Here is a 22083-nt window from a genome sequence, read left to right as displayed (position 1 = left end):
ACATGGTGGACACATGTTCGGGGACATGGTGGACGGTTTTCAAATCCGCTTACCTGATACAACGGTCTGTTGAATCAAGTCAATTCGGGCAATGCGATGTCTGCTCCAGTAGACATCGTAGATGCCATCCTCTGTCGTTCCCCTGATCGCTATCAGCTCCCCGATGAAGGCCTTTCCGATCAGGAATTGGCTGCTTCTCCAGTACATCTCGCCATTGCCCTGAACTTTCCTGACCAAATCTCCTTCCGCGTACTCCAGGACAGGCCGGGTCTCTTGGTATTCAAGCGGGCTACTGCTGTAGCGGCTCGCTGGAACCCCCATTCCCAAGGCTTGATGCGGGCGCTTCTGATTGTAAGTTTCTCGCCAGATATCGAAGGCTTTTTGTGCTCCGACGAGGTCGATAAAGCACTGACTCTGCAGAACTTCGGCCTTCAAGCTGCGATGGAATCGCTCAATCTTGCCCTGCGTTTGTGGATGGTAGGGCCGGGAGTGGCTGACCCGGATGCCCTGTCTCATCAGCCAGACTTCCAGGGCGGTGTAGACCCCGGTTTGGTCACCCCATGGCGAACCGTTATCCATGGTCATGCGTTGCGGCAGACCGTATCGGCGAAACACTCCAACAAGCTGTTCTTCCACGGTTTGGCGTTGTTGATTGGCGCAAGCGGCGATGCACAACGAGAAGCGGGAATGGTCATCCAATATCGTCAAAGGGTGGCAGCGGCCATGACGCATACCGACGTGTCCCTTGAAGTCCATCTGCCACAAATCATTGGGTGCGTCATGCTCGAAACGGATGAACGGTTTGATCTCGGCGGCCTTTGGATCAACGCGCGAATGACGCTGTAAAACCGCATGCACGGTGCTGACGGAAGGCATCACTAAACCCTTGTCTTCCAGCACGCGTTTGAGCTTGCGAGCGCCCCAAGCCGCGTACTCCTGACTCACGTTCAGAATCTGCTTCTCCACCTCGTCAGCACAACGTTTGGGTGACGTCTTCGGTCGTCGTGACTGATTGTTCAGCCCCTCGGCCCCTGATTTTTCAAACCTGCTGAGCCATTTGTAGGCAGTGCTTGGGCTGATGTTGAATCGACGGCAAAGCTGCCGAACATTGGCCCCTTCTTGCCGAGCCAAAAGCACGAATTCTGTACGTAGCTGCACGGTAGACACCTCTTCCCAAGACACAGGCCATCTCCTTCGCGATGAGCGATGTGTCTATTAAAAGTGTCCACCATGTCTCCTAACACCTGTCCACTATGTCTCCGGTACATACACTGGGAGAGGGTTAGGGTGAGGGCCGCCCTTGAAGCTGGAACGCATTTTCACGGACAAAAAAACCCCGCTTAAAAAGCGGGGCTCTTCATGAAGCGCTACAACGACTTAGCCGTTGAACACGTCATCCACGCTTTTCAGCGGGTAGTTCTTCGGATACGGCAGGGTCGCCACACCGGTCTCGATCGCGGCCTTGGCCACGGCGTCGGAGATCACGGTGATCAGGCGCTTGTCCATTGGCTTCGGAATGATGTACTCACGGCCGAATTCCAGGGAGATACCGCCGTAGGCGTCGCAGACTTCCTGAGGAACCGGCAGCTTGGCCAGTTCGCGCAGGGCGTTGGCGGCAGCGATCTTCATTTCTTCGTTGATGCGCTTGGCGCGAACGTCCAGGGCACCACGGAAGATGAACGGGAAGCCCAGTACGTTGTTGACCTGGTTCGGGTAGTCCGAACGGCCGGTGGCCATGATCACGTCGTTACGGGTGGCGTGAGCCAGTTCCGGGGAGATTTCCGGATCCGGGTTGGAGCATGCGAAGACGATCGGGTTGGCCGCCATGCGCTTGAGTTGCTCGGCGCTCAGCAGGTTCGGACCCGACAGGCCGACGAATACGTCAGCGCCTTCGATGGCGTCGTCCAGGGTGCGTTTCTCGGTAGGGTGAGCGAACACAGCCTTGTACTGGTTCAGGTCGTCACGGCCAGCGTGGATCACGCCAGTACGGTCAACCATGAAGATGTTCTCGACCTTGGCGCCCATGCTCACCAGCAATTTCATGCAGGAGATGGCGGCTGCGCCAGCGCCCAGGCAGACGATCTTGGCGTCGGCAAGGGTTTTGCCAGCGATTTCCAGGGCGTTGATCATGCCCGCAGCGGTCACGATCGCGGTGCCGTGCTGGTCATCGTGGAATACCGGAATGTCGCACTGCTCGATCAGAGCGCGCTCGATCTCAAAGCACTCAGGCGCCTTGATGTCTTCCAGGTTGATGCCACCGAAGGTGATGGAAATGCGTTTTACGGTGTCGATGAAGGCTTGCGGGCTTTCGGAGTCGACTTCGATGTCGAAGACGTCGATGCCGGCGAAGCGCTTGAACAGCACGCCTTTACCTTCCATCACTGGCTTGGAAGCCAGTGGGCCGAGGTTACCCAGGCCCAGAATCGCGGTGCCATCGGAAATGACTGCAACCAGGTTGCCCTTGCCGGTGTACTTGTAGGCCAGTTCAGGATCGCGGGCGATCTCGCGCACTGGTTCAGCTACGCCGGGGCTGTAGGCCAGCGACAGGTCGCGGGCGGTAGCAGTGGCCTTGGTGAGCTCGACACTCAGCTTTCCTGGACGAGGATTGGCATGATATTCGAGAGCGGCAGTTTTCAGATCAGACATTTTGGCATTCCGCTTTTTACTGTTGGACAGACTGGTCAGCGAGGATACGCGCCTCGCAAAGTCCCCACAAGACTGCCCGGTCACCCCTGTCAAGCGCCCTGCCCTACGACTTTGGGCCAAGAGCCACGGCGCACAAGGGTTAGACTGTTCACAATTGACAGAAAAAATGTCTACAACTTTTTTATTCAGCGGGACGGCTGGAGCATCGAAGGATCGGTCAGCGGCAGCAACCAGCGCGCCTGACCTGATTTCAGTCCACCGCGCCGGGAACGGTCGACCACCCAGCCACGAGCCTCGATCTGCTTGCCCTTCAATGCCTGCAGAGAGGCGCCATCGAAGCGATGCAGCAGATTGGGTGCAACGCGCAGTACAAGCTTGTCCTGCAACTCGATCCAGATTCCGCCGCGATTGCGTTGAACCTTGCTCACACGCCCGCTGACCAGCGCGAAACCCGAGCGCTCGATCTGCTCCGCTTTCAGTACAGGTGAGCGTTTCCACAGGCCAAGCCCGGCCTGTCGCGCGCGGCGTTCAGCGGCTTGCTGACAATCGACCAGATCTACATTTGGCGCTACCGAAACCTGGAAACCGAGGCCATCGGCGAGCATCTGCGCTTCGAGATTCTCACCCCTGGCGCTGAAAACATGGGCCAGTGTTCGCCCGTAACGGTCCCTGGACTCGACGCCGAGTCGCAGGCCTACCCGCCCGTCGCTCTCGGCGACCAGGGCTTCGAGGCGCTTGCGCGCGGCCACTGCAAACGGCTCGTCGCTGCGGCCCTGCTTGCCGAGTTCGGGCGTATTGAGGCCGATCATCCGCACATTGCGCCCGTCGATCAGGCGCAGGGTGTCGCCGTCGACCACCCGCTGAACCGTGGCGCTGTCCAGACCGGTCGGCGCCGGGCAGAAGGCCTGAACGGAGGAGAGCCAAATCGCGGACACAAAAAAGGCGCCCGCAAGGGACGCCTTTTTCATCAGACCGGAAAAGCCGCTGAGGTTTTCCAGAATGAAGGGCCTTAGGCCTTTTTCGCGCCGAAAGCACCGAAACGGTCGGCGAACTTCTGAACGCGACCACCGGTGTCCAGAGTCTTCTGCTTACCGGTGTAGAACGGGTGGCACTCGTTGCAAACGTCGATCGACAGGGCTTTGCCGAAGGTCGAACGGGTTTCGAACTTGTTGCCGCAGCTGCAAGTTACTGCAACTTCTGGGTAATTCGGGTGGATATCGGCTTTCATGGTGTTTTCCTCAGCTGGCGTGCCGCCATCCAACACGATTGTTGAATACCGCACGTAATTAGGCCGCGGATTCTACCAGACAATCCCGATCACGCAAGCTGTCACTGAGACCGACCGTCTGCTAGGCTCCCGGCCTTCTCCACCGCCCCGCCTATGAGAATCCTCCGCGTGCCCGACGCCATTCTGCGCCTCGCCCTGCCTTCGCCCCTGCGCCGCCTGTTCGACTATCGGGCCCCGGCCGGTGTGCTGCGTTCGCAGTTGCAACCGGGCATGCGCCTGCGGGTGCCGTTCGGTCGGCGGGAGATGATCGGGATTCTGGTGGAAGTCACCGACACCAGCGAAGTGCCGGTGGAAAAGCTCAAACCGGCGCTGGCCCTGCTCGACGCCACCGCTCCGCTACCGCCGGCGCTGTTCAAGCTATGCCTGTGGACGGCTCAGTATTATCAGCACAGCCTCGGCGACACGCTGAGCTGGGCGCTGCCGGTGCTGTTGCGTCAGGGCGAACTGGCCGAGGTTCGGCAGGAACGCTTCTGGTCCGCCGCTCCCGGCGCCAGCCTCGATGACCCGCGCATCGCTCGCGCCCCGCGCCAGCGCGAAGCCCTGGCGACGCTGGCCCAGCATCCTCACGGCGTCGCCCATCAGTTGCTGAGCAAACTGATGCTGAGCAAGGACAGCCTCGATTTGCTGCTGGCCAAGGATCTGGTGCAAGTCGAAGTGCGCCGCCACGCCCCCGGCGCGCGCCATGAACACTGGCTGGCCCAGCCCGAACTGCCGCTCAACAGCGAGCAGCGCGCCGCGTACGAGGCGATCCGCGCCGGGTTCGACAGTTATCACGCGTTCCTGCTCGCCGGGGTCACCGGCAGCGGCAAGACCGAAGTCTATTTGCAGCTGATCCGCGAAACCCTCGAGGCCGGCAAGCAGGCGCTGGTGCTGATTCCGGAGATCAACCTCGGCCCGCAGACCCTCGCCCGTTTCGAACAACGCTTCAATGCACGCATCGCCCTGCTGCACTCGGCGGTCAACGACCGTGATCGTCTGGACGCGTGGCTCGCCGCCCGTGACGGCGAGGCCGACATTATTATCGGCACCCGCTCGGCGCTGTTCACCCCGATGAAAAATCCGGGGCTGATCATCATCGATGAAGAACACGACGGCTCCTATAAACAGCAGGAAGGCCTGCGCTATCACGCGCGGGATCTGGCGCTGGTGCGGGCGCGGCAGGAAAACATCCCGATCGTGCTCGGCTCCGCGACGCCATCCCTGGAAAGCCTGCACAACGCCTACACCGGCCGCTACGGACTCCTGCGCCTGAACGAACGGGCCGGCGGCGCCAAGCAGCCACGTTTCCTGCGCCTCGATGTGAAAAGTCGCCCACTGGACAGCGGCATTTCCGGGCCGATGCAGCAAGCCATCGGCCAGACCCTCGCCGCCGGCCAGCAGGTGCTGGTGTTCCTCAACCGCCGGGGGTTTGCCCCGACTCTGCTGTGCCACGATTGCGGCTGGATGTCCGAATGCCAGCGCTGCGATGCGCGGATGACCGTGCATCAGCGCTACGGCGAACTGCGCTGCCACCACTGCGGTTACGTCGAGCGCGTGCCGCGCCAGTGCCCGAAGTGCAACAAGGTCGATCTGCGGCCCGTGGGCGCCGGTACCGAGCGGGCCGAGGAACGGCTGGCGATTCTGTTCCCGGACTATCCGGTGTTGCGCGTCGACCGGGACAGCACGTCGCGCAAGGACGCGATGAACCAGTTGTTCGCCACGATCCAGAAAGGTCAGCCGTGCATTCTGGTCGGCACCCAGATGTTGGCCAAGGGTCACCATTTCCCTCGGGTGACGCTGGTGTCGATCCTCGATGCCGACGGCGGATTGTTTTCCGGTGACTTCCGCGCCAGCGAGCGCATGGCGCAGTTGATCGTGCAGGTTGCCGGCCGGGCCGGGCGGGCGGAAGAACCGGGCAAGGTGATCATCCAGACCCACCTCGCAGACCATCCTTTACTGGTGCAACTGACCGAGCAGGGTTACTTCGCCTTCGCCGAGCAGGCCCTGAGCGAACGCCGCGCCGCCGGCCTGCCGCCGTTCGCCCACCTCGCCCTGCTGCGCGCCGAAGCGCACAAGCCGGGGCAGGCCGAAGGCTTTCTTGATGAGGCGTGCAGCGAGGCCGAGCGTTTGCTGGTCGAACAGAACCTGACCGGCATTGAACTGTTGGGACCCGTGCCAGCGCCGATGGAGCGCCGGGCCGGACGCTTCCGCGCGCAGCTGCTGTTGCAGGCCACGGCCCGGGCGCCGCTGCACCGATTGCTGGCGAGCTGGCTGCTGGTACTGGAGCAGATGCCAAGCGGCCGTGCGGTGCGCTGGTCGCTGGATGTCGATCCGGTGGATCTGTACTGACCGGGCAAAACCGGCCGAATTGTCACCACACATCCACATCCTGCCTGCTAAGGTTGGCAAGCCCGTCTTCGCAACGGATAATGCCCAGTTTTTCCACCCGCGCATCGATGCGCCGCCGCGCTTGCGGTCGAAAGAGAAGACCATGAAAGACACCATTCGCCAGCTGATCCAACAAGCCCTCACCCAACTCGTCAACGAAGGTGTGTTGCCTGAAGGCCTGACGCCGGCGATCCAGGTGGAAAACGCCCGGGACAAGACCCATGGCGACTTCGCCAGCAACATCGCGATGATGCTGGCCAAGCCTGCGGGCATGAAGCCCCGCGACCTGGCGGAGAAAATCATCGCCGCCCTGCCGGCTGACGAGAACGTCACCAAGGCCGAAATCGCCGGGCCCGGCTTCATCAACTTCTTCCAGAACACTCAAGCGCTGGCCTCGCGCCTCGACGCCGCACTGGCCGACGCTCACGTTGGCGTGCGCAAGGCCGGCCCGGCGCAACGCACCGTGGTCGACCTGTCGGCACCGAACCTCGCCAAAGAGATGCACGTCGGCCATCTGCGCTCGACCATCATCGGCGACGGCGTGGCGCGGGTACTCGAATTCCTCGGCGACACCGTGATCCGTCAGAACCACGTCGGCGACTGGGGCACCCAGTTCGGCATGCTGATGGCGTACCTGCAGGAAAACCCGATCACCAGCGACGAACTGTCGGACCTGGAAAACTTCTACCGCGCCGCCAAGCAACGCTTCGACGAATCTCCGGAATTCGCCGACCGCGCCCGTGGTCTGGTGGTCAAGTTGCAGGCTGGCGATGCCGAGTGCCTGGCGCTGTGGACCAAGTTCAAGGACATCTCGCTGTCGCACTGCCAGAAGATCTACGAACTGCTCAACGTCAAACTGACCATGGCCGACGTGATGGGCGAAAGCGCCTACAACGACGACCTGATCAACGTGGTCAACGACCTGAAAGCCGCCGGCATGCTGGTCGAAAGCAACGGCGCCCAGTGCGTGTTCCTCGACGAATTCAAGAACGCCGAAGGCGAGCCGCTGCCGGTGATCATCGTCAAGGCTGACGGCGGCTACCTGTATGCCACCACCGACCTGGCGGCCGTGCGTTATCGCAGCGGCAAGCTGAAGGCCGACCGCGCGCTGTACTTCGTCGACCAGCGTCAGGCCCTGCATTTCCAGCAAGTGTTCGCCGTGGCGCGCAAGGCCGGCTTCGTGACCCATCCGATGGAAATGGAACACATGGGCTTCGGCACCATGAACGGCGCCGACGGCCGTCCGTTCAAGACCCGTGATGGCGGCACCGTGAAGCTGATCGATCTGCTGACCGAAGCGCAGGAACGTGCCTACAGCCTGGTGAAGGCAAAAAACCCGACACTGGCCGAAGACGAACTGCGCGCGATCGCCAAAGTGGTCGGCATCGGCGCGGTGAAGTACGCCGACCTGTCGAAGCACCGCACCAGCGACTACAGCTTCAACTTCGACCTGATGCTCAATTTCGAAGGCAACACTGCGCCATACCTGTTGTACGCCTACACCCGCGTGGCCGGCGTATTCCGCAAACTGGGCAAGGATTTCAGCGAAGTCGACGGCCAGATCGTCCTCGAAGCCGCGCACGAGCAGGAACTGGCAGCCAAACTGGCGCAGTTCGGTGAAGTGCTGAACAACGTTGCGGAAAAGGGCACGCCACATACCTTGTGTACCTACCTGTACGACGTGGCCGGTCTGTTCTCCAGCTTCTACGAGAACTGCCCGATCCTCGCCGCCGACACCCCGGCACAAATGCAAAGCCGTCTGCGCCTTGCCGCGCTGACCGGCCGTACCCTCAAGCAAGGCCTGGAACTGCTCGGCCTGGAAACCCTGGAGCGCATGTAAGTTGGCTGCCAAGAAAAAACCTGCACCCAAGCGTGGCGCCAGCCGTTACCAAGCTCCAGCGAAGCAGCCGATTCCGGGCTGGCTGTGGATGGCCATCGGCCTGACGGTCGGCGCGTTCATCGTGTTCCTGATGAAACTGGAGCCGGGCAAGGGCAGCGACACGGTCAAGCGCGAGAAGGTCGAGCAACAGCAACAACAGAAAGCCAGCAAGATCGCCGAGGCCAACAAGACCCCGCCGAGCCCGACGCAACCGGTGAAGCCGAAGTACGACTTCTACACCCTGCTGCCGGAATCGGAAGTGATCGTGCCGCCTGATGCCGTGCCGGAGAAAACCCTGCCGACGCCACAAGTGCCGGCAATCCCGACCACGCCGGTGACCCCGGCGGAAGCGGCAAAAATCGACACCGCACGCGCACAGGCTGCACTGGCCGGGATCACCCCGCCACCAGCGCCACCGGTGACCAAGGCTGCACCGGTGACCAAGTTCTTCCTGCAGGCCGGCTCGTTCCGCAAAGAGACAGATGCCGACAAGGTCCGCGCGCAGATCATTCTGCTCGGCCAGGCGGTCGCGGTTGAGTCCGGGACGGTCAAGGATGAAACCTGGTACCGCGTACTGGTCGGCCCGTTCAGCAACCGCGAACAGCTGACCACCGCCCAGAAACAACTGGCGGGCGCGGGCTTCAGCAACCTGTTGTTACAACAACGCCAGAGCCGCTGATCCTCCCCCACCGATCGTTCCCACGCTCTGCGTGGGAATGCAGCCCGGGACGCTCCGCGTCCCTTGCCGCAGGGACGCGGAGCGTCCATTGAGGCATTCCCACGCGGAGCGTGGGAACGATCATGTAGCTCTGCGTGGGAGCGATCACTTGCAAACCACCGCTCGTCCCCTCTCCCGCCCCGCAGTTGAAATCCTCTCCACCACCCCCATATGAATGGGCATAAGGCATTTTCGCCCCGCAGTGTGGAGACTCTTCCCTTGACCACCATCGTTTCAGTCCGCCGCCACGGCAAAGTCGTCATGGGCGGCGACGGCCAGGTTTCTCTCGGCAACACCGTGATGAAAGGCAACGCGAAGAAAGTTCGTCGCCTGTACCACGGCGAAGTCATCGCCGGTTTCGCCGGTGCCACCGCCGACGCCTTTACCCTGTTCGAACGTTTCGAAGGCCAGCTTGAAAAACACCAGGGTCACCTGGTTCGCGCCGCCGTCGAACTCGCCAAAGAGTGGCGCACCGACCGTTCCCTGAGCCGCCTCGAAGCGATGCTCGCGGTCGCCAACAAGGACGCATCCCTGATCATCACCGGCAACGGTGACGTGGTCGAACCCGAAGACGGCCTGATCGCCATGGGTTCCGGTGGCGCCTACGCGCAAGCCGCCGCCAGCGCGCTGCTGAAGAAGACCGACCTGTCGGCCCGCGAAATCGTCGAGACCGCTCTCGGCATCGCCGGCGACATCTGTGTATTCACCAACCACACCCAGACCATTGAGGAGCAGGATCTCGCTGAATAAGCCTGACGCGGCCCCTGTGCCACGGCTTGTTTCTGCTTGAGGACCGTCAATTATTATGTCCATGACTCCCCGCGAAATCGTCCACGAACTCAACCGCCACATCATCGGCCAGGACGATGCCAAGCGCGCCGTCGCGATTGCCCTGCGCAACCGCTGGCGCCGCATGCAGCTGCCTGAAGAGCTGCGCGTTGAAGTGACCCCGAAGAACATCCTGATGATCGGCCCGACCGGTGTCGGTAAAACCGAGATCGCCCGTCGTCTGGCCAAGCTGGCCAACGCACCGTTCATCAAGGTCGAAGCGACCAAGTTCACCGAAGTCGGCTATGTCGGCCGTGACGTCGAATCGATCATCCGTGATCTGGCCGACGCCGCGATCAAGATGCTGCGCGAGCAGGAAATGACCCGCGTTCGCCACCGTGCCGAAGACGCCGCCGAGGACCGTATTCTCGACGCCCTGCTGCCACCGGCACGCATGGGTTTCAGCAACGAAGAAGCGCCGACCCAGGATTCCAACACTCGCCAACTGTTCCGCAAGCGCCTGCGCGAAGGTCAGCTGGACGACAAGGAAATCGAGATCGAAGTCGCCGAAATGGCCGGCATCGAGATCGCCACGCCTCCGGGCATGGAAGAAATGACCAACCAGTTGCAAAACCTGTTCGCCAACATGGGCAAGGGCAAGAAGAAGGCCCGCAAGCTCAAGGTCAAGGAAGCGCTGAAGCTGGTACGCGATGAAGAAGCCGGTCGTCTGGTCAACGAAGAAGAGTTGAAGGCCAAGGCCCTGGAAGCGGTCGAGCAGCACGGCATCGTGTTCATCGACGAGATCGACAAGGTCGCCAAGCGCGGCAATGTCGGCGGCGCCGATGTGTCCCGCGAGGGCGTGCAGCGTGACCTGCTGCCGCTGATCGAAGGCTGCACCGTCAACACCAAGCTGGGCATGGTCAAGACCGACCACATCCTGTTCATCGCCTCCGGTGCGTTCCACCTGAGCAAGCCGAGCGATCTGGTTCCGGAGCTGCAAGGCCGTCTGCCGATCCGCGTCGAACTCAAGGCCCTGAGCCCGCAGGACTTCGAACGCATCCTCAGCGAACCGCATGCCTCGCTCACCGAGCAATACTGCGCGCTGCTGAAAACCGAAGGCCTGAACATCCAGTTCCAGCCGGAAGGTATCAAGCGTCTGGCGGAAATCGCCTGGCAGGTCAACGAGAAGACCGAGAACATCGGTGCCCGTCGCCTGCACACACTGCTCGAGCGTCTGCTGGAAGAGGTATCGTTCAGTGCCGGCGATCTGGCCAGCGCCCACGACGACAAGGCGATCCAGATCGACGCCGAATACGTCAACAGCCACCTGGGCGAATTGGCGCAGAACGAAGACCTGTCCCGTTATATTCTGTAGAGCTGCCAGCTCCGAGCTACAAGCGGCAAGCTGAGTTAAGCTTGCCGCTTGTAGCTTGCAGCTAAAGGCTTTTTTCTATGCTTCCCACCGACATCAAACTGCACAAAGCCTCGAAAACCCTGTCGCTCAAATACGCGTCCGGCGAGGAATACACCCTGCCCGCCGAATTCCTGCGCGTGCATTCCCCCTCCGCCGAGGTTCAGGGCCACGGCAAACCGATCCTGCAATTCGGCAAGCTGAACGTCGGCCTGACCAAGGTAGAACCGGCCGGTCAGTACGCACTGAAACTGACCTTCGACGACGGTCACGACAGCGGTCTTTTCACCTGGGATTATCTGTACGAGCTGGGGCGACGTCATGACGCACTCTGGGCGGATTATCTGGCCGAACTCAAAGCTGCCGGCAAAACCCGCGACCCGGACCAGTCCGTCGTCAAGCTGATGCTCTAGTCCGCGCCTCGGACTGTTTAGAGGGCATTTTCTAGATTCATCTGTTTGAATGCTCCGCTAAAGCGGCCCGGGATCGGCTGCTTGCGAAAAAAATCAATCTCGGGTAACCAATGGAACTGGCAAGTTCCCTGCAGTGCTCTACGACTGTAAAGCAGCTATGCAGAATCAACGGTCACCCGAGCAGTAGTACCTGGCATTGGCTGTGGAACTGCACAGCAGAAAACCGGGTACTCGTCTCAGGACAATGGAGCGTCGTAGATGAGTAACAAGAATAACGATGATTTGAAGTACCAGGCCTCGGAAAACACCCTGGGGCTGAATCCTGTCGTTGGGCTTCGCGGAAAGGATCTGCTGGCCTCTGCTCGAATGGTGCTGACCCAGGCCATCAAACAACCGATCCATAGTGTCAAACACGTCACCCAGTTCGGCCTCGAACTGAAGAACGTGCTGTTCGGCAAATCAGACCTGCAACCGGCGGGCGATGACCGTCGCTTCGTCGATCCGGCGTGGAGTCAGAACCCGCTGTACAAACGTTATCTGCAAACCTACCTGGCATGGCGCAAGGAACTCCATGCCTGGATCGACGACAGCAGCCTCTCGCCCAAGGACATCGCGCGCGGCCACTTCGTGATCAACCTGATGACCGAGGCCATGGCGCCGACCAACACGGCGGCCAACCCGGCGGCGGTCAAACGCTTCTTCGAGACCGGCGGCAAGAGCCTGCTCGACGGCCTCTCGCATCTGGCCAAGGATCTGGTGCACAACGGCGGCATGCCGAGCCAGGTCAACATGGGCGCGTTCGAGGTCGGCAAGAGCCTTGGCGTGACCGAAGGCGCGGTGGTGTTTCGCAACGATGTGCTGGAACTGATCCAGTACAAGCCGATCACCGAGCAAGTGCACGAGCGCCCGCTGCTGGTGGTGCCGCCGCAGATCAACAAGTTCTATGTATTCGACCTGAGCCCGGATAAGAGCCTGGCGCGTTTCTGCCTGCGCAACAATGTGCAGACCTTCATCGTCAGCTGGCGCAACCCGACCAAGGAACAGCGTGAGTGGGGCCTCTCGACCTACATCGAAGCCCTGAAGGAAGCGGTCGACGTGGTCACCGCGATCACCGGCAGCAAGGACGTCAACATGCTCGGTGCCTGCTCCGGCGGCATCACCTGCACCGCCCTGCTCGGCCACTACGCGGCGATCGGCGAGAACAAGGTCAACGCCCTGACCCTGCTGGTCAGCGTGCTCGATACAACGCTGGACAGCGACGTCGCGCTCTTCGTCGACGAGCAGACCCTGGAAACCGCCAAGCGCCATTCGTATCAGGCCGGCGTGCTCGAAGGCAAAGACATGGCCAAGGTCTTCGCCTGGATGCGCCCGAACGATCTGATCTGGAACTACTGGGTCAACAACTACCTGCTCGGCAACGAGCCGCCGGTGTTCGACATCCTGTTCTGGAACAACGATACGACTCGACTGCCGGCCGCGTTCCACGGCGACCTGATCGAGATGTTCAAAAACAACCCACTGATCCGCCCCAATGCACTGGAAGTGTGCGGCACGCCGATCGACCTCAAGCAGGTAACCGCCGACATCTTCTCGCTGGCCGGCACCAACGACCACATTACCCCGTGGAAGTCCTGCTACAAGTCGGCGCAGCTGTTTGGTGGCAAGGTCGAATTCGTGCTGTCGAGCAGCGGGCATATCCAGAGCATTCTGAACCCGCCGGGCAACCCGAAATCGCGCTACATGACCAGCGATGAAATGACCGCCAATGCCGATGACTGGCAGGAAAACTCGACCAAGCACGCCGATTCCTGGTGGCTGTACTGGCAGGCGTGGCAGGCCGCGCGTTCGGGCGAGCTGAAAAAGGCGCCGACCAAGCTGGGCAACAAGGCGTATCCGGCAGGCGAAGCTTCACCGGGCACTTACGTTCACGAGCGGTAACCGACACACCTCGCCCCACACTGTGGGAGCGAGCCTGCTCGCGATGGCGTCGACAGCCGGAACAATGTGCTGACTGATACACCGCTATCGCGAGCAGGCTCGCTCCCACAGGGGATTGAGGCTGACATTGAGATCGACCCACAGGGCCTTGAAGCATGCCGCACCCGTTCATCTTTCGAACCGTCGAGCTGGATGGCCAGACCATCCGTACGGCGGTCCGCCCCGGCAAGCCTCACTTGACGCCCTTGCTGATATTCAACGGCATCGGCGCCAACCTGGAGCTGGTGTTTCCTTTTGTCGCGGCGCTGGATCCGGATCTGGAAGTGATCGCCTTCGACGTGCCCGGTGTCGGTGGTTCCTCGACGCCGAGCCGACCGTATCGCTTTCCGGGGCTGGCGAAACTCACCGCGCGGATGCTCGATTACCTCGACTACGGACAGGTCAACGTGATCGGCGTGTCCTGGGGTGGCGCGCTGGCGCAGCAGTTCGCCTACGACTATCCCGAGCGCTGCAAGAAGCTGGTGCTGGCGGCGACCGCTGCCGGTGCGGTGATGGTGCCGGGCAAGCCGAAAGTGCTGTGGATGATGGCCAGCCCGCGGCGCTATATCCAGCCGTCCCATGTGATCCGCATCGCCCCGATGATCTACGGCGGCTCGTTCCGCCGCGACCCGACACTCGCCGCCAGCCATGCGGCCAAGGTGCGTTCGGCGGGCAAGCTCGGTTACTACTGGCAACTGTTCGCGGGCCTGGGCTGGACCAGCATTCACTGGCTGCACAAGATCCACCAGCCGACGCTGGTGCTGGCCGGCGATGACGACCCGCTGATCCCGCTGATCAACATGCGCATGCTCGCCTGGCGAATCCCCAACGCGCAGCTGCACATCATCGACGACGGGCACCTGTTCCTGATTACCCGGGCCGAGGCGGTGGCGCCGATCATCATGAAATTCCTCCAGGAGGAACGTCAGCGTGCGGTGATGCATCCGCACCCGACACCGCTGGGCGGATAACCGTCCCGGCACGGATTTCTGGACAGCGTTTTGCAACGCGTCTGGACAGGTGCGTGGCAGGAGGCCACGCAGGCAGCAACCCGCAACAGCGTCTATGGTGTTCTGGTTCGGTGTGTTTGTTTTTGGCCTGAAGACGAAGGAGTGTTGAGTCATGCGTGACAAACCAGCGACGGGCGTCGTGCCCAGCCCCGCCGTGTTCATCAATGCACAGAGTGCCATGACCGGTCTGCGCGGCCGGGACCTGATCTCGACCTTGCGCAACGTTGCGGCCCACGGGCTGCGCAATCCGATCCACAGTGCAAAACACGCCTTGAAGCTGGGAGGCGCGCTCGGACGCGTGCTGCTCGGCGAAACCCTCCACCCGACCAATCCGCAGGACAGTCGCTTCGCCGATCCGGCGTGGAGCCTGAACCCGTTCTATCGGCGCAGCCTTCAGGCTTATCTGGCCTGGCAGAAACAGGTCAAGAGCTGGATCGACGAGAGCAGCATGAGCGACGACGACCGCGCCCGCGCACACTTCGCCTTCACCCTGCTCAACGACGCCGTGGCGCCTTCCAACACGCTGCTCAATCCGCTGGCGGTCAAGGAACTGTTCAACTCTGGCGGCCACAGTCTGGTGCGCGGTCTCAGCCATCTGATCGACGACCTGTTGCACAACGACGGCCTGCCGCGCCAGGTGACCAAACAGGCATTCGAAGTCGGCAAGACCGTCGCCACCACCACCGGCTCGGTGGTGTTTCGCAACGAAATGCTCGAGCTGATCCAGTACCGGCCGATGAGCGAAAAGCAGTATTCGAAACCGCTGCTGGTGGTGCCGCCGCAAATCAACAAGTACTACATTTTCGACCTCAGCCCGAGCAACAGCTTCGTCCAGTTCGCCCTGAAGAACGGCTTGCAGACCTTCATGATCAGCTGGCGCAACCCGGATGTGCGCCATCGCGAATGGGGCCTGTCGACCTACGTCGAAGCCGTGGAAGAAGCGATGAACATCTGCCGGGCGATCACCGGCGCCCGTGAGGTCAACCTGATGGGCGCCTGCGCCGGCGGGCTGACCATCGCGGCGCTGCAAGGGCATCTGCAGGCCAAGCGGCAGTTGCGGCGGGTCTCCAGCGCCACCTATCTGGTGAGCCTGCTCGACAGTGAAATGAACACCCCGGCCACCCTGTTCGCCGATGAGCAGACGCTCGAAGCGGCCAAGCGGCGCTCCTATCAGAAAGGCGTGCTGGACGGTCGCGATATGGCCAAGGTGTTCGCCTGGATGCGCCCCAACGATCTGATCTGGAGTTATTTCGTCAATAACTACCTGCTGGGCAAGGAGCCACCGGCGTTCGACATTCTCTACTGGAACAACGACAGCACCCGCCTGCCCGCCGCGTTTCACGGTGACATACTGGACTTCTTCAAGCACAACCCGTTGACCCACCCGGGTGGCCTGGAAGTGTGCGGCACGCCGATTGATCTGCAAAAGGTCACGGTCGACAGCTTCAGCGTGGCCGGCATGAACGACCACATCACGCCGTGGGACGCGGTGTATCGCTCGACGCTGTTGCTGGGCGGTGAGCGGCGCTTCGTGCTGTCCAACAGCGGCCACGTGCAGAGCATCCTCAACCCGCCGGGCAACCCGAAAGCCCATTACGTCGAGAACGGAAAGCTCAGCGGTGATCCGCGCGCCTGGTACTACGACGCCAAGAAAGTCGACGGCAGCTGGTGGCCGCAATGGCTGGAGTGGGTGCAGCAGCGCTCCGGCACCCTGCGCGAAACCCAGATGACCCTCGGCAACGCCAATTATCCACCGATGGAAGCGGCACCCGGCACCTATGTGCGTGTGCGCTGACTGACTCAAGCCCTTTTAAGAAGACTGGATGAAAACAAGCGAACGGATCCTCGAATGTGCCCTGCAGTTGTTCAATGAAAAGGGCGAGCCGAACGTCTCCACCATGGAGGTTGCCAATGAAATGGGGATCAGCCCCGGCAACCTCTACTACCACTTCCACGGCAAGGAACCGCTGATTCTCGGACTGTTCGAGCGCTTCCAGAACGACCTCGCCCCGCTGCTCGACCCGCCCGCCGATGTCGAACTGGCGCCGGAGGATTACTGGCTGTTCCTGCACCTGATCGTCGAACGGCTGGCGCAGTACCGTTTTCTGTTCCAGGACCTGTCGAACCTGGCCGGGCGCCTGCCGAAACTGGCCAAGGGCATTCGCCAGTTCCTCAACGTGCTCAAGCGCACGCTGGCGTCATTGCTGGCGCGGTTGAAGGCGTCGGGGCAGCTGGTCAGCGACACCCAGGCGCTGGGGCAACTGGTGGAGCAGATCACCATGACGCTGCTGTTCTCGCTGGACTATCAGCGGATTCTCGATCGCGAAGGGGAAGTGCGGCTGGTGGTGTACCAGATCATGATGCTGGTGGCGCCGCATTTGTTGCCGCCGGTGAAGGTGGCGACGGAGAGGATGGCTTTGCAGTACCTCGAAGATCACGAGTGAGTCAGGTAGATCGCTGCCCTCACCCTAGCCCTCCCGAAACGTCGGACCGCCCGTAGGGAGAGGGAACCTACGGAGTTGTCTTACGCTAGACATCGACCTGAAAGACCTTATCGATTATGGATTCAATGCTTCACTTTCAGGCCGACGTAAGACTGAAGCATCCCCCAATCGGCCCCCTCTCCCTCCGGGAGAGGGCTGGGGTGAGGGGCTCTTGGATCAGACATAAAAAACGCCCGACCTTCACAGGCCGGGCGTTTTTTTGAGCCCTGAAAAATCAGGACTGACTGGTTGGCGTCGACGGCGTCGATGCAGCAGTCGGAGCAGGCGCCGGGGTTGGAGCCGAGGCGGAGTTCGACGTGCTTGCCAGTGCTTGCGGTGTGGTCACCGGTTTTGGTGCTGCAGCTTTCGGCGCAGCGGCTTTCGGCGCGGCCGGTTTTTTCACTGCCGGTTTTTTCGCCGCAGCCGGTTTGGCGGCAGGCTTGGCGGCAGCGGTTTTCGCTGCTGGCTTGGCCGCAGGTTTGGCGGCTGATTTTGCAGCCGGCTTGGCGGCGGCCTTGGCGGCAACCGGTTTGGCCGCGGCTTTCGCTGCAGGCTTGGCGGCAGCAGTTTTGGCTGCTGGTTTTGCGGCCGGTTTGGCGGCGGCTTTAGCCAGTGGCTTGGCAGCGGTTTTGGCCGCAGGCTTGGCTGCTGCGGTTTTCGCCGCGACAGGCTGAGCTTTCAGGCCGGTGAGTTTTTCGATCTGCTTGGTCAGGGTATCGACCTTCTTGTGCAGATCCTTCACCTCGTTGCGGCTCGGTACGCCCAGGCGCGAAATCGCACTGTTCAGGCGCTTGTCGAAAGCCCCTTCCAGCTGATCCCAGGTGCCCAGTGCGCGATCTTTCACGCCGCTGATGCGCGATTTTGCCGAGCTTGCAGAATCCTTGGCAGCATCGACTTTCTTGCCGACTGCAGCCTTGGTGAGCTTCTCGGCTTTCTCGCCGTCTTTGACCAATGTATCGAAGAGCTTGCTGCCGTCAGTGTCGATCTTCGAGTACACGCCTAAACCAGCCAGCCAGATCTTGCGGGAATAGTCTTCGACTTTTCCGATCCACGAGCTGCCTTCTTTATCGGTGTTCTTTTTACCAGCCATCCCGTTCTCCTTAAGATTTACGCGCGACGCGTTCGAGCAATGCCGTCAGCTCATCGAGCTTAGCAGAGAGTGCCTCAACGTCATGTTTAGACGGAATGCCGATACGATTCAAGGCACTGGCGACACGCGTGTCGAACGCCTTCTCGACCTTGTCGAGCTGAACTTCGACCCGGCCTTTGAAAGAGCTGACTTCGCTCTTGGCTTCATCGATCTCGGCGTTGGCCGCTTCGAGTTTTTCGGTGACGGCTTTTTTGCCTTTCTTTTCAACAGTTTGACCAGCCTTGATCAACTCCTGAAAGTACTCGCTGCCCTCCTGACCGACCTTGGTGTAGGCACCCAGGCCTGCCAGCCAGATCTTGCGGGCATAGGATTTGACGTCGCTCAGAGCGGAAGTCGAAGCGTCGATTTTTTTCTTCAAAATGACTTTGGCCATGGTGCACCTCACGCGCAGAAGGTTTGAGGAACTGCCCTGACGAGTGTCGGGCTCAGGCACAAAGTAGGGAGAAAAATTAGAAACGGCACCCTAACAACTGACATAAAAGGCAGGCGCAGGAAAAAAAACGGGGAGCCCGAAGCTCCCCGTTTGTCCTGATCAGACCAGCGCTTTATCCAGCGCCTTTTCGATCTCGGCTTTGATCATGCCGCTCATGGCCGACATCATCAGGCCCAGCTCCACGTCGACCCGGATCGAATCCTCGGCCACATGCACCGCGCCTTTCACGCCCGAACGCTTAAGGTTCAGGACATCGCCCGACCACTGCGGCTCAAGGCCATATTGATCGGAGAGTTTCTGCGCCAGTTTGTCGGCTTTCTCGCGGGCCGCTTCCTTGCCCAGGCTGTGGGCACGCTCAACACTGATATGGGCCATTGAATGACTCCTGCTTTTTGAATGGGGCTATGAATGCCTGCAACGAATCTTGACCGCCACTGCGGCAAATCGTCCCGAAGGTTGCCCATCTTACCTTTAGCCATTCCAAGACAAAGCATGGCTTGGGGATTAGAATGTCGCGCATTCTCTTTTGGTGACAGCGATATGACTGATCAGCGCAAAGGCAGCGATGCCGAACCCACCACTCACTTCGGCTTCAAAAACGTTCCGGAAAGCCAGAAAGCGGAAAAAGTCGCTGAGGTGTTCCACTCCGTGGCCGCCAAGTACGACCTGATGAACGACCTTCTGTCGGGCGGCATGCACCGTCTGTGGAAGCGCTTCGCGATCGAACTGTCGGGCGTGCGCTCCGGCAACCGCGTACTGGACATCGCCGGCGGCACGGGCGACCTGACCAAAAAATTCTCGCACCTGGTCGGCCCGACCGGTCAGGTGGTGCTGGCCGATATCAACGAATCCATGCTCAAGGTCGGTCGTGACCGCCTGCTGGATGTCGGCGTGTCGGGCAACGTCGAGTTCGTCCAGGCCGACGCTGAAAAGCTGCCGTTCCCGGACAACCATTTCGACTGCGTGACCATCGCCTTCGGCCTGCGCAACGTGACGCACAAGGAAGACGCCCTGCGTTCGATGCTGCGCGTACTCAAGCCGGGCGGCCGCCTGCTGGTGCTGGAATTCTCCAAGCCGACCAACGCGCTGATGTCCAAGGCCTACGACGCCTACTCGTTCGCCTTCATGCCGCTGATGGGCAAGCTGATCACCAACGACTCGGAAAGCTATCGCTACCTGGCCGAATCGATCCGCATGCACCCGAATCAGGAAACCCTGAAGTCGATGATGGTCGACGCCGGTTTCGACCGCGTGACCTATCACAACATGACCGCAGGCATCGTCGCCCTGCACCGCGGCATCAAACCCTGATGCTGCTGACCGGGCTGCTCGCCAGCGTCGAACTCGGCCTCAACCGCGTGCTGCGTCTCGACAGCACGGCGCTGCCGCGACTGGCGCATCTGACCGGCAAAGTCATTGCCGTGGATTGCCGCAGCCCGGCGCTGCAACTGTTCATCCTGCCGAGCGACGAAGGCCTGATGCTGGCATCCCACTGGGAAACCGGCGTCGACTGCACCCTGCGCGCCCCGGCCTCAAGCCTGGTGAAACTGGCCCTGAGCAAGGACAAGACCGCGGTGCTGCACGCGCCGGAAGTCGAACTCGACGGCGACAGCGGCGTGCTGCTGGAACTGGCCGGCGTGCTGCAGGATCTGGAGCTGGACTGGGAGTACGAACTCTCACGCTGGCTGGGACCTGTCGCCACGCAACTGGTCGGCGGTCACCTGCGCAGCCGCGCCCGCTGGTATCAACAAGGATTTGCCAGCCTCAACCAGAACCTCGCCGAATACCTGGCCGAAGAATCGCGCACCCTCGTCGGGCAGCGCGAAGCCGAAGCCCGCTTCAGCGAACTGGACCGGATCAAACTCGATCTGGAACGTCTTGAGGCGCGCTTCGAGCGCCTTTCCCGATCCCTCGACCCAAGCGATAACGCATGAAGCTGCTCGCCGTCCGCCGTCTGTTGCGCATCCAGCGCGTCGTGATCCGCTACCGCCTCGATGACCTGCTGTTCGATCTGCCTTTGCCGTGGTTTTTGCTGGCGCTGCGCTACGTCTTGCCGTGGCGCTGGTTCCCGCGCAAGCCGCTGGACCTGAGCCGTGGCGCACGCCTGCGCCTGGCCTTGCAGGACCTGGGGCCGATCTTCATCAAGTTCGGGCAGATCCTTTCGACCCGCCGCGACCTGCTGCCAGAAGACATCGCCGATGAGCTGATGCGGTTGCAGGACCGCGTGCCGCCGTTCGATTCGCAGCTGTCGGTCAAGCTGATCGAAGAGCAACTGGGCAAGAAGATCAGCGAAGTGTTCAGCCGTTTCGACGTCGAACCGCTGGCCTCGGCCTCGGTGGCGCAGGTGCATGCCGCGCAGTTGAAGACCGGTGAAGAAGTAGTGGTCAAGGTGATCCGCCCGGGCCTGAAACCGATCATTGCCCAGGATCTGGCGTGGCTGTTCATCCTCGCCCGCGCCGCCGAAAAGGTCTCCGCCGACGCTCGTCTGCTGCACCCGGTGGACGTGGTCAGCGACTATGAAAAAACCATCTACGACGAACTCGACCTGTTGCGCGAGGCAGCCAACGCCAGCCAGTTGAAACGCAACTTCGAAGGCTCGCCGCTGCTGTACGTGCCGCAAGTCTATTGGGACTGGTGCCGGCCGAAAGTGCTGGTGATGGAGCGCATCTACGGGATTCAGGTGACGGATCTGGCGACCCTCGCCGACCAGCGCACCGACATGAAAATGCTCGCCGAGCGCGGCGTGGAGATCTTCTTCACCCAGGTATTCCGCGACAGTTTCTTCCACGCCGACATGCACCCGGGCAACATCTTCGTCAGCACCGTCAACCCGTGGAGCCCGCAGTACATCGCGATCGACTGCGGCATCGTCGGCAGCCTGACCCCGGAAGACCAGGACTATCTGGCGCGCAACCTGTTCGCCTTCTTCAAGCGCGACTACCGCCGCGTGGCGCAATTGCACATCGATTCGGGCTGGGTGCCGGCGGAAACCAAGCTCAACGAATTCGAAGCGGCGATCCGTACCGTGTGCGAGCCGATCTTCGAAAAACCATTAAAAGATATTTCATTTGGCCAGGTGCTGATGCGCCTGTTCCAGACCGCGCGCCGCTTCAACATGGAAGTGCAGCCGCAACTCGTATTGCTGCAAAAGACCCTGCTGAACATCGAAGGCCTGGGCCGTCAGCTGTATCCGGATCTGGATCTGTGGAACACCGCGCAGCCGTTCCTCGAACGCTGGATGCGCGAGCGCGTCAGCCCGAAAGCCTTGATCGGCAACGTCCAGAGCCAGTTCGAACAACTGCCGCACCTGGCCAACATGGCCCGTGACCTGCTCGAACGCATGTCCCAACCTCACGCCAACGACCCGCCACCGCCGTGGAAAAAGCGCAAGGACGACTGGTTCCTGCGCCTGCTCGGCAGCGCCCATCTGGCGGGCGGTACGATCCTCGCCGCCGGTGGCCCGATGCACGAACTGGGGCATTGGCCCGCCGGGATCATGGTGGCCGTCGGCTTGTATCTGGTCGTTCGCCGATAGCCAGT

The 22083-nt window shown here is 61.2% G+C and carries 20 protein-coding genes; 13 read left to right on the top strand and 7 right to left on the bottom strand.

Annotated elements, in window-relative coordinates; translation table 11 throughout:
* Positions 1-39: 39 nt before the first annotated feature.
* The 4 genes from CAF74_RS11360 to rpmE all read right to left on the bottom strand — a co-directional run bounded on the left by CAF74_RS11360 (position 40) and on the right by rpmE (position 3874).
* Positions 40-1182, bottom strand: a complete 1143-nt coding sequence (locus tag CAF74_RS11360; RefSeq protein WP_085746414.1) for an IS481 family transposase — start codon at positions 1180-1182, stop codon at positions 40-42.
* 195 nt (positions 1183-1377) lie between these two features.
* Positions 1378-2646, bottom strand: coding sequence for a malic enzyme-like NAD(P)-binding protein (locus CAF74_RS11355; RefSeq protein ID WP_007952395.1), 1269 nt, complete (start codon positions 2644-2646; stop codon positions 1378-1380).
* A gap of 185 nt (positions 2647-2831) precedes the next feature.
* Positions 2832-3614, bottom strand: coding sequence for a thermonuclease family protein (locus tag CAF74_RS11350; RefSeq protein WP_085746413.1), 783 nt, complete (start codon positions 3612-3614; stop codon positions 2832-2834).
* Between the two features lie 41 nt (positions 3615-3655).
* Positions 3656-3874, bottom strand: coding sequence for a 50S ribosomal protein L31 (gene rpmE, locus CAF74_RS11345; protein WP_064592895.1), 219 nt, complete (start codon positions 3872-3874; stop codon positions 3656-3658).
* Between the two features lie 168 nt (positions 3875-4042).
* On the opposite strand from rpmE, the gene CAF74_RS11340 reads away from it, so the two are divergent.
* The 10 genes from CAF74_RS11340 (at position 4043) to CAF74_RS11290 (ending at position 16921) form a co-directional block, all read left to right on the top strand.
* Positions 4043-6262 carry a primosomal protein N' gene (locus CAF74_RS11340; protein WP_085746412.1) on the top strand — a complete coding sequence of 740 codons (2220 nt, stop codon included), beginning with the start codon at positions 4043-4045 and terminating at the stop codon, positions 6260-6262.
* 142 nt (positions 6263-6404) lie between these two features.
* Entirely contained in the window at positions 6405-8141 is a 1737-nt protein-coding gene (gene argS, locus CAF74_RS11335; protein ID WP_085746411.1) for an arginine--tRNA ligase, read from the top strand.
* Position 8142: 1 nt separating this feature from the next.
* A complete protein-coding gene (locus CAF74_RS11330; protein WP_039772438.1) occupies positions 8143-8859 on the top strand; it encodes an SPOR domain-containing protein in 717 nt (238 codons plus the stop codon).
* Positions 8860-9117: 258 nt separating this feature from the next.
* Positions 9118-9648: an ATP-dependent protease subunit HslV gene (gene hslV / locus CAF74_RS11320; protein ID WP_003196958.1), complete on the top strand. Its 531-nt coding sequence runs from the start codon at positions 9118-9120 to the stop codon at positions 9646-9648.
* A 55-nt stretch (positions 9649-9703) separates the two neighbouring features.
* Positions 9704-11041 (top strand): ATP-dependent protease ATPase subunit HslU, encoded by a 1338-nt coding sequence (gene hslU, locus CAF74_RS11315; protein WP_007952406.1) that lies wholly within the window; start codon positions 9704-9706, stop codon positions 11039-11041.
* A 77-nt stretch (positions 11042-11118) separates the two neighbouring features.
* Positions 11119-11490, top strand: a complete 372-nt coding sequence (locus tag CAF74_RS11310; protein WP_085746409.1) for a gamma-butyrobetaine hydroxylase-like domain-containing protein — start codon at positions 11119-11121, stop codon at positions 11488-11490.
* A 258-nt stretch (positions 11491-11748) separates the two neighbouring features.
* Positions 11749-13428, top strand: a complete 1680-nt coding sequence (phaC, locus tag CAF74_RS11305) for a class II poly(R)-hydroxyalkanoic acid synthase (RefSeq protein WP_039772445.1) — start codon at positions 11749-11751, stop codon at positions 13426-13428.
* Between the two features lie 155 nt (positions 13429-13583).
* Positions 13584-14438 carry a poly(3-hydroxyalkanoate) depolymerase gene (gene phaZ, locus CAF74_RS11300; RefSeq protein ID WP_007952412.1) on the top strand — a complete coding sequence of 285 codons (855 nt, stop codon included), beginning with the start codon at positions 13584-13586 and terminating at the stop codon, positions 14436-14438.
* Positions 14439-14589: 151 nt separating this feature from the next.
* The gene (gene phaC / locus CAF74_RS11295) at positions 14590-16272 is read left to right on the top strand and encodes a class II poly(R)-hydroxyalkanoic acid synthase (protein ID WP_085746408.1); all 1683 of its coding nucleotides are present in this window, start codon (positions 14590-14592) and stop codon (positions 16270-16272) included.
* Between the two features lie 28 nt (positions 16273-16300).
* Positions 16301-16921, top strand: a complete 621-nt coding sequence (locus CAF74_RS11290) for a TetR/AcrR family transcriptional regulator (protein WP_007952414.1) — start codon at positions 16301-16303, stop codon at positions 16919-16921.
* 274 nt (positions 16922-17195) lie between these two features.
* Here the strand turns inward: CAF74_RS11290 and CAF74_RS11285 are convergent, their stop codons facing one another.
* The 3 genes from CAF74_RS11285 to CAF74_RS11275 form a co-directional block, all read right to left on the bottom strand.
* A complete protein-coding gene (locus tag CAF74_RS11285) occupies positions 17196-18050 on the bottom strand; it encodes a phasin family protein (RefSeq protein WP_085746407.1) in 855 nt (284 codons plus the stop codon).
* 10 nt (positions 18051-18060) lie between these two features.
* Complete coding sequence (locus CAF74_RS11280; protein WP_007952416.1) at positions 18061-18483, bottom strand: phasin family protein; 423 nt, start codon at positions 18481-18483, stop codon at positions 18061-18063.
* 159 nt (positions 18484-18642) lie between these two features.
* Positions 18643-18918 (bottom strand): polyhydroxyalkanoic acid system family protein, encoded by a 276-nt coding sequence (locus CAF74_RS11275; protein WP_007952417.1) that lies wholly within the window; start codon positions 18916-18918, stop codon positions 18643-18645.
* 165 nt (positions 18919-19083) lie between these two features.
* Between CAF74_RS11275 and ubiE the strand changes: the two genes are divergently transcribed.
* Genes ubiE through ubiB form a run of 3 tightly spaced genes read left to right on the top strand, consistent with a single transcriptional unit; the run spans position 19084 to position 22078 of the window.
* A complete protein-coding gene (ubiE, locus tag CAF74_RS11270) occupies positions 19084-19854 on the top strand; it encodes a bifunctional demethylmenaquinone methyltransferase/2-methoxy-6-polyprenyl-1,4-benzoquinol methylase UbiE (protein WP_085746406.1) in 771 nt (256 codons plus the stop codon).
* The gene (locus CAF74_RS11265) at positions 19854-20477 is read left to right on the top strand and encodes an SCP2 domain-containing protein (RefSeq protein WP_007952419.1); all 624 of its coding nucleotides are present in this window, start codon (positions 19854-19856) and stop codon (positions 20475-20477) included. Before ubiE ends, CAF74_RS11265 begins: the two co-directional genes overlap by 1 nt.
* Positions 20474-22078, top strand: coding sequence for a ubiquinone biosynthesis regulatory protein kinase UbiB (ubiB, locus tag CAF74_RS11260; protein WP_007952420.1), 1605 nt, complete (start codon positions 20474-20476; stop codon positions 22076-22078). Before CAF74_RS11265 ends, ubiB begins: the two co-directional genes overlap by 4 nt.
* Positions 22079-22083: the final 5 nt, after the last annotated feature.

It is taken from the genome of Pseudomonas sp. R45(2017) (genome assembly GCF_002112305.1).
GTDB lineage: Bacteria > Pseudomonadota > Gammaproteobacteria > Pseudomonadales > Pseudomonadaceae > Aquipseudomonas > Aquipseudomonas paraglycinae.
Note: the sequence above shows the minus strand (reverse complement) of the source record. Positions and strands in the feature narration are given on the sequence as shown.